At 75.6% G+C, this 7,129-nt stretch carries 9 protein-coding genes; 5 read left to right on the top strand and 4 right to left on the bottom strand.

Annotation, left to right across the window (positions count from 1 at the left end; all coding sequences use genetic code 11):
- Positions 1-53: 53 nt before the first annotated feature.
- On the bottom strand, positions 54-1,181 hold the full coding sequence (locus PSR1_RS08970) for an ArsA-related P-loop ATPase (RefSeq protein WP_059437272.1): 1,128 nt from the start codon (positions 1,179-1,181) through the stop codon (positions 54-56).
- A complete protein-coding gene (locus PSR1_RS08975; protein ID WP_059437264.1) occupies positions 1,178-2,125 on the bottom strand; it encodes an ArsA-related P-loop ATPase in 948 nt (315 codons plus the stop codon). The genes PSR1_RS08970 and PSR1_RS08975 overlap by 4 nt, the downstream gene beginning before the upstream one ends.
- Positions 2,126-2,170: 45 nt before the next feature.
- Between PSR1_RS08975 and PSR1_RS08980 the strand changes: the two genes are divergently transcribed.
- Together PSR1_RS08980 and PSR1_RS08985 are read left to right on the top strand one after the other, a co-directional pair.
- Positions 2,171-2,494: a hypothetical protein gene (locus PSR1_RS08980; protein WP_059437265.1), complete on the top strand. Its 324-nt coding sequence runs from the start codon at positions 2,171-2,173 to the stop codon at positions 2,492-2,494.
- 26 nt (positions 2,495-2,520) lie between these two features.
- The gene (locus PSR1_RS08985; protein ID WP_059437266.1) at positions 2,521-3,330 is read left to right on the top strand and encodes a ParA family protein; all 810 of its coding nucleotides are present in this window, start codon (positions 2,521-2,523) and stop codon (positions 3,328-3,330) included.
- Here PSR1_RS08985 and PSR1_RS08990 read toward each other — a convergent pair.
- The gene (locus PSR1_RS08990) at positions 3,296-4,198 is read right to left on the bottom strand and encodes a LysR family transcriptional regulator (RefSeq protein ID WP_059437267.1); all 903 of its coding nucleotides are present in this window, start codon (positions 4,196-4,198) and stop codon (positions 3,296-3,298) included. The two genes, PSR1_RS08985 and PSR1_RS08990, sit on opposite strands and share 35 nt — an antisense overlap.
- A 141-nt stretch (positions 4,199-4,339) precedes the next feature.
- Between PSR1_RS08990 and PSR1_RS08995 the strand changes: the two genes are divergently transcribed.
- The gene (locus PSR1_RS08995; RefSeq protein WP_059437268.1) at positions 4,340-4,891 is read left to right on the top strand and encodes a YceI family protein; all 552 of its coding nucleotides are present in this window, start codon (positions 4,340-4,342) and stop codon (positions 4,889-4,891) included.
- A 20-nt stretch (positions 4,892-4,911) separates the two neighbouring features.
- Positions 4,912-5,709, top strand: a complete 798-nt coding sequence (gene ygiD, locus PSR1_RS09000) for a 4,5-DOPA dioxygenase extradiol (RefSeq protein WP_059437269.1) — start codon at positions 4,912-4,914, stop codon at positions 5,707-5,709.
- A gap of 12 nt (positions 5,710-5,721) precedes the next feature.
- On the opposite strand, the gene PSR1_RS09005 is transcribed toward ygiD, so the two are convergent.
- On the bottom strand, positions 5,722-6,360 hold the full coding sequence (locus PSR1_RS09005) for a polyhydroxyalkanoate synthesis regulator DNA-binding domain-containing protein (protein ID WP_059437270.1): 639 nt from the start codon (positions 6,358-6,360) through the stop codon (positions 5,722-5,724).
- Between the two features lie 104 nt (positions 6,361-6,464).
- Here PSR1_RS09005 and PSR1_RS09010 point away from each other — a divergent pair.
- Positions 6,465-7,129: zinc-ribbon domain-containing protein (locus PSR1_RS09010; RefSeq protein WP_193388349.1), on the top strand; the 665-nt coding region annotated here is incomplete at its 3' end.

Genomic DNA, 7,129 nt, shown 5'->3' on the forward strand with positions numbered 1-7,129 from the left:
GTGAATCGGGAACCGTCGCCGCCCGGCGCGAGCCGGCCGGGGCGCCGTCGCGATCACAGCCGGTCTGCCATCCGGGCCAGGCCCGCCAGGTCGTGCACGTCGCCCTCGAGGCGGGGCACCAGCGCGTGCGCCGCGCCGACCCGGGCGAGGAGCCCGGCGAGCGAGCGGCGCTCCGCGGCCGCCATCGCCTGGTGCTCGGCCAGGGTGGCCGCGAGCCGCGCGCCCAGGTCGGGCGCGCTCGCGGCGGCGGCGGCGAGCGGCGCGGCCAGCTCGGCGGCGCCCGGCAGCGGCGTCGCCGCCGGCCACAGGTCGGGGGTGAGCCGGTTCACCACCAGCCCCGCCACCGGCATCGACTCCGCGTGAAGCCGCTCGTGGAAGGCCAGCGCCTCCTCGATGGCGGCGGCCGCCGGCGACGCCACCAGCACGAACCCGGTCTCGGGGCGGGCGAGCATGGCGCGCACCTCGCCGGCGCGCTCCTTGAAGCCGTCGTACATGCCCTGGAAGCCCTGCAGGAAGTCGCCCAGGTCGGACAGGACCTGCTGGCCGGTGAAGCGCGCCAGCGTCTTCGCCACGTAGCCGCCGCCGAGCTGCGCCAGCCGCAGCCCGAACCGGCCGGCCCCGAGCGCGGGCGCGAGCAGCGCGCGGGCGGTCTCGTTGCCCAGGAAGTCGAGGATCCGGTCCGGCGCGTCCAGGAAGTCGAGCGCGTGCGCGGTGGGCGGGGTGTCGAGGACGATGAGGTCGTAGTCGCGGTCGGTGGCGAGCTCGTAGAGCTTCTCCATCGCCATGTACTCCTGCGACCCGGCCAGCGCGGCGGACATCTGCTGGTAGAGCCGGTTGCGCAGGATGCGCTCGCGGCGGGCCGGGTCCGGCGCGTGGCGCGCCACCAGGTCGTCCCAGGTGCGCTTCACGTCGAGCATCATGGCCCACAGCTCGCCGCGCGGGCGCAGCCCCGCCTCGGCGAGCTTGTGCTCGGGGACCCGCGACTCGACGTTGCCGAGCGTGGCCAGCCCGAGCGCGTTCGCGAGCCGCCGGGCCGGGTCGATGGTGCAGACCAGCACCTTGCCGCCCTCGAGCGCGCGCGAGAGCGCCAGCGCCGCCGCGGCGGTGGTCTTGCCCACCCCGCCGGCGCCGACGCACACCGCCACGCGGCGGCCGCCCAGGCTCTCGCGCACGGTGGTCACGGCCGCGCCTCCGCGGGCGGCGCGGCCGCCAGCGCCGCCGCGATCTCCCCCACCGCCGCCGGCCCCCACTCCACCACGGGGAGGAGCGGCAGCACGGTGGTGGGCAGGTCGAGCGCGGCCCGGGCGCGCACCAGGTACCGCCCGGCGGCCTCGGCGCGCAGCGCCTGGATCCGGCCGGCCTCGGCGGCGGGCCCGAGCGGCGGCGGGGCGGCGGCGAGGCGGGCCAGCTCCGCGGCCTCGCGCGCGTCGAAGCGCGCCGGCGGCATGGCGTTCACCACCAGCGCGGCCACCGCCATGCCCAGCTCGCCGCGCACGAGCCCGTCGAGCTCGATCACCTCGTTGACCGGCATCTCCTCCGGCAGCGTGACCAGCGCCACGCCGGTGCGCGCCGGGTCCACCAGCAGGGCCTGCATCCACTCCGCGTCATGGCGCAGCGGGCCCGCCGGCACGGTGTCCACCAGCGCGGACGGGACGCGCAGGAGCTGGACGGCGTGGCCGGTGGCGGGCGCGTCGAGCAGCACCAGGTCCCAGCGCGGCCGGCCGCCGTCCTCCGCGCGCACCTCGTGCAGCACCTTGCCGAGCATCACCAGCTCGGCGAGCCCCGGCACCATGCGCAGGAAGTAGCGCACCAGCCGGTTCTCGAAGACCGCCTCGTAGATGGTCCGGAACTTCAGGACCATGAGGCCGTACTCGCGCATGGCCTCGTGCGGCGTCACGTTGACGGTGAAGATCCCGGGCAGCGCCTCCCGGACGAAGGGCCCCGAGGCAGGCGCGCCGAGCAGGGGCGCGACCCGCTCGCGGGTCGCGTTCACCTCGCACACCAGCACGCGCTTGCCCGCGCGGGCGGCGAGCAGGGCGAGCGCGGCGCAGACGGTCGTCTTGCCCACGCCGCCCTTGCCGGTCACGACGAGCAGGCGGCGGTCGAGCAGGCCGAGGGAAGCCACTGGGCTTGACAAGCTATCGAGGGGAAAGGGACAAGTCCACACACGATGATCCTCGACGACGTGCTGCGGAATCCCGTGCTGAAGCGCGCCCTCGCCGCCGGCGAGGAGCAGGTGGGCCGGGTGGTCGGGAAGCTGCTCGCCAGCGACCGGGCCGGGCGTGGGCTCCAGTCGCTGGTGAGCTCGGCGCTGCAGGCGCGGAGCACGTTCGATCGCGGCGTCCGGCAGGCGCTGCACGCGGCCAACCTCCCGTCCCGGGACGACGTGGCGGCGCTGAAGCGCAAGCTCGAGGAGCTCGAGGAGATGATCGACGGGCTCTCGGAGCGCGTGGACCGCGGCGGCCCGGACCGCGGCGGGCCCGGTCCGGAGTAGCGCGCCGGCGGGGGGACGTGGCCGGCATGCGGCGGATCGCGTTCATCAACGAGAAGGGCGGCACCTGCAAGACCACGCTGTGCGTGCACGTGGCGGCGCGGCTCGCGGCGCGCGGGCTGCGCGTGCTGGTGGCCGACCTGGACACGCAGGGGCACGCCGGGAAGTCGCTCGGCGTGGACGTGCGCGGCCTCGCGCCCACGGTCCACGAGTGGCTGCTGGACGACGCGGTGCCGCTCGAGCAGGTGGTCCGGCCCACCGCGGTGGCCGGCCTCGACCTCCTGCCCGCGAACAAGGACCTGGCCGGCTTCCCGGTGGCGGTCGCGCCGGCGGCCGACCGCGCCGAGCGGCTCGATCGCCGGCTCGCCTCGGTGGCCGGGGGCCGCTACGACGCGGTGCTGATCGACGCGCCGCCGTCGCTGTCGCTCGTGACCGACAACGTGCTGCGCGCCGCGCGCGAGCTGGTGATCCCGGTCGCGCTCACCTACCTCGCGCTCGACGGGTGCGCCGAGATCGTCCAGAGCCTGGAGCGGCTCCGCGCCGAGCGCGGCGCGGCGCCGGCCATCGCGCTGGTGGTGCCGACGCTGTACCGGAAGACGCAGCTCGCCGACGAGATCCTGGCGAAGCTGCGCGAGCGGTTCCCGGCGGAGCTGTCGCGGACGGTGCTGGGGTGGTCGGTGAAGGTGGACGAGGCCCAGAGCCACGGCCGGACCGTGTTCGAGCACGCGCCGCGGTCGAGCGGGGCGGCCGCGCTCGCCGCCATCGGCGACGAGGTGCTGGCCCGCGCGCCGGCCCCGGCCGGCGTCACGGCAGCGGCGGCCCGAGCGGCCGGCTCCTGACCAGCTCCAGCACCAGATCGCGGAACGCGCTCACCTTGCGCGGGACGTGGCGCGAGGCGGGGCTCACCACGTACAGGTTGCCGCCGCTCCGGACCAGGCGCGGCAGCACGCGCACCAGCGTCCCCGCCGCCAGGTCCTGCTCCGCCATGAACGAGGGCAGCAGCCCGATGCCGGCGCCGGCCCGCATCGCCTCGCGCACGAACAGCAGCTCCGGGCACAGGATCCGCGAGCGCGGCGTCACCTCCACCGTCCCGCGCGGCCCCTCCAGGCGCAGCTTGCGCGCCTGCGTCCCGAACGTCACCCAGTCGTGCGCCTCGAGCTCCGCCTCGGCGCGCGGCGTCCCGCGCCGCGCCAGGTAGAGCGGCGAGGCGAACAGCTGCAGCTGAACCGGGGACGCCTTCCGCGCCACCAGCGTCGAGTCCTTCAGCCCCGGCGCCACGCGCAGCGCGACGTCGAAGCCCTCGGCCACCAGGTCCACCAGCCGGTTGCTCAGGTCGAGCTCCACCGAGACCGCCGGGTAGCGGAGCGTGTAGCGCGTGGTGAGCTCGGCCAGGAAGAAGATGCCGATGTCCACCGGCGCGGTGACGCGCAGCAGCCCCGACGGCTCCTCCTCGCGCTCCGGCAGCTCGCCGAGCGCGCTCTCGAGGCCCTGGAGCAGCGGCGCCACCCGGTCGTACAGCCCGGTGCCGGCCGCGCTCAGCGACACCTGCCGCGTGGTGCGGAACAGCAGCTGCACCCCGAGCTCCTCCTCGAGCCGCGCCACCGCGCGGCTCGCCGACGACTTCGGGATGCGCAGCTCGCGCGCGGCGGCGGAGAAGCTGGCGGTGCGCGCGACCGCGGCGAACACGCGGAGCAGGTCCAGGTCCATCGTTCCTCCAACGCAACACTCATTTGTCCGGCGGCGCATTGCGCCGCCATCGGAACGGTATCAGATTCTCCCCGTCAGCGAGGAGCCGACCCGCGAGAAACGCGCGGAACCGTCACGAAACGAAGCAGAAAGGAATCCGAAATGGCCACCACCCCCTGGACCGTCGACGTCACCCACTCCGCCATCCACTTCTGGGTCCGCCACATGGTCATCTCCAAGGTGCACGGCCGGTTCGCGAAGTGGACCGGCACCCTGGAGCTCGATCCGCAGGACCTCACCGCCGCGAAGGTGGACGTGAAGATCGACGCCGCCTCCATCGACACCCAGGTCGCCGACCGCGACGCGCACCTGCGCTCGGCGGACTTCCTCGACGTCGCGAAGTACCCGGAGCTCACCTACCGCTCGCGCCGGATCGAGAAGGCCGGCGACGGCTACCGCGTGGTGGGCGACCTCACGCTGCACGGCGTGACGCGCGAGGTGACGCTGGACGCCGAGTTCGCCGGCATCGGCAAGGACCCCTGGGGCAACGAGCGCGCCGGCTTCTCGGCGAAGGCCGCGCTCGACCGCAAGGAGTTCGGCCTCGCGTGGAACGCGGCGCTCGAGACCGGCGGCGTGCTGGTGGGCGAGAAGGTGGAGATCACGATCGAGCTCGAGGCGGTGAAGCAGGCCGCGAAGCAGTCGGACGCGGCGTAGGCCGCGGGAGGGGAGGCGCGATGGAGCGGCAGCTGGGAGCGGGGCGGCGGATGCCGGTGCTGTTCGTGGGGCACGGCTCGCCCATGAACGCCATCGAGGACAACCGGTGGAGCCGCGCGTTCCGCGGCCTCGCGCCGCTGCTCCCGCGGCCCCGCGCCATCCTGGCCGTGTCCGCGCACTTCGTCACCGCCGGCAGCGTCCTCACCGGCCAGGCGCGGCCCGAGACCGTCCACGACTTCGGCGGCTTCCCCGACGCGCTCTACCGCGTCCGCTACCCGGCCCCGGGCGCTCCGGAGCTGGCGCGGCGCGCGGCGGCGCTGGTCGCGGGGGACGGCGCCCGCGTGGTGGACGGCTGGGGCCTCGACCACGGCACCTGGAGCGTGCTCGTGCACCTGTTCCCGGCGGCCGACGTGCCGGTGGTGCAGCTCTCGATCGACGCGGAGCTGGACGCCGCCGGCCACCTCGCGCTGGGCCGGGCGCTCGCGCCGCTCCGCGACGAGGGCGTGCTGGTGATGGGCAGCGGCAACCTGGTGCACGACCTGCGGCACGCCTTCGCCGCCTGGCGCCGGGGCGACGCCACCCCGCCGGCGTGGGCGGCCCGCTTCGACGCGGACGCGGCCGCCGCCCTGGAGCGGCACGACGCGCGCTGGCTGGTGGACGCGATCGCGAGCCCGGAGGGCCGGCGCGCGCACCCCACGCCCGAGCACTACCTGCCGCTGCTCTACGCGGCGGGCGCGGCGGGGGCGGACCCGGTGCGGTTCCCCATCACCGGGTTCGACATGGGCTCGCTGTCGATGCGCGCCGCGCTGTTCGGCTAGGCGGCCGGGGCGCTACTGCGCCGCGGGCGGCTCCTGCGGCGGCGGCGGGGGGCGATCCTCGCGCGCGGACTCCTCCAGCTTCCGCTCCAGCTCGTGCAGCCGCGCGGTGATCTCGTCGAGCTGCCGGCGCACCTCGGACAGGCTGGAGACGCCGTCCACGGCCGCGCGCACCCGCTCGTCCACGCGGCGCTGCAGGGACGCCATCGCGTCCTGCGACGCGGCCATCAGCTCCTTGGCCCGGTCGCTGGTGGCCTGGCTGCGCGCCATCAGGTGCTGCACGCGCTGCTCGGCCGCGGCCCGGACCGCCTCGACGCGCCCGCGGAGCTCGGCCTGCGTCCCCACCACCAGCCGCTGGGCCACCTCGCCGCCGTGGCGGATGAGGTCCCGGAGCGTCTCGAGGCTCATCTTGGAGGTCTTCTTCTCCTCCTCGAAGATGATCTGCGCGAGGGTGATGGAGGTGAGGTCCTCCTTGGTGCGGTTGTCGATGATCTTGACCTCGGCACCGCCCTTGATCATCTCCGCGATCTCGTCGAGCGTGACGTACCGGGACTCCACGGTGTCGTAGAGCTTCCGGTTCGTGTACCGCTTGATGACCTTGGGCTCGACGCCGGCGGCGGTGGTGTCCGTACCTTCGGTGTGCTGGTCGTTCATCGCTCCATCCGCGGCGGTAAGTGTGCGAAACTTCGGGCATTGTTCCTGCGGTTGCCGCTTGGTGTCAAGCGGCATGACGGTGTAACGTCCTGCCGGCGCCCCGCATGATCGCCCACTGCACCCACTGCCAGGCCAAGTTCCGGATCGCCGACGAGAAGATCGGCCCGCGCGGCGCCAAGGTGCGCTGCTCGCGGTGCAAGACGGTGTTCGCGGTGCGCCGGCCCGACGCGCCGCCGGCCGCTGCGCCGCCGGAGCCTCGCCCGGCGCCCATCCCGCCGCCCGGCCCGGCGCTCCCCGGCCCGGCCGATCCCTTCGCGGAGCCCGCGTTCGCCGCGGCGGGGCCGGACCCGTTCGCCGCCGACCCCTTCGCGCCGCCTGGCCCGGCGGCCCAGGACCGGTCACCGGAGCCGTTCGGCCACGATCCGTTCGCCGGCACAGGGTCCGGCGCGCCGCCCGCCGATCCGTTCGCGCTCGAGACGCCGCCCACCGGCTTCCCGGGACCCGGGGGCGCGGATCCCTTCGCATTCACCGCCGGTGATCTCCCGTCCGCGCCCGGGCTCGCCGGCGGCCCGGCCGATCCGTTCGCGCCGGCCCCGGACGCCGGAGACCCCTTCGCCGCGGCGCTCGCCGGCGCGGCCGATCCGTTCGCCGCGTCGGTGTCGCCGCGCCGCCGCGCCGCCCCCGCCGAGCTCCCCGCCGGCCTGGCGGCCCCTGCGCCGGGCGCCGCGCCGGGCGGCTCGTCGGCGCTGCCGCTCACCGATCTCTCCGA

Origin of the sequence: Anaeromyxobacter sp. PSR-1 (genome assembly GCF_000964525.1) — a bacterium.
GTDB lineage: Bacteria > Myxococcota > Myxococcia > Myxococcales > Anaeromyxobacteraceae > Anaeromyxobacter.

Coding starts and splice junctions, on each gene's coding strand:
- PSR1_RS08980 (WP_059437265.1), top strand. CDS start 2,171: ATGATCCTCGACGACGTGCTGCGGAATCCCGTGCTGAAGCGCGCCCTC.
- PSR1_RS08985 (WP_059437266.1), top strand. CDS start 2,521: ATGCGGCGGATCGCGTTCATCAACGAGAAGGGCGGCACCTGCAAGACC.
- PSR1_RS08990 (WP_059437267.1), bottom strand. CDS start 4,198: ATGGACCTGGACCTGCTCCGCGTGTTCGCCGCGGTCGCGCGCACCGCC.
- PSR1_RS08995 (WP_059437268.1), top strand. CDS start 4,340: ATGGCCACCACCCCCTGGACCGTCGACGTCACCCACTCCGCCATCCAC.
- ygiD (WP_059437269.1), top strand. CDS start 4,912: ATGGAGCGGCAGCTGGGAGCGGGGCGGCGGATGCCGGTGCTGTTCGTG.
- PSR1_RS09005 (WP_059437270.1), bottom strand. CDS start 6,360: ATGAACGACCAGCACACCGAAGGTACGGACACCACCGCCGCCGGCGTC.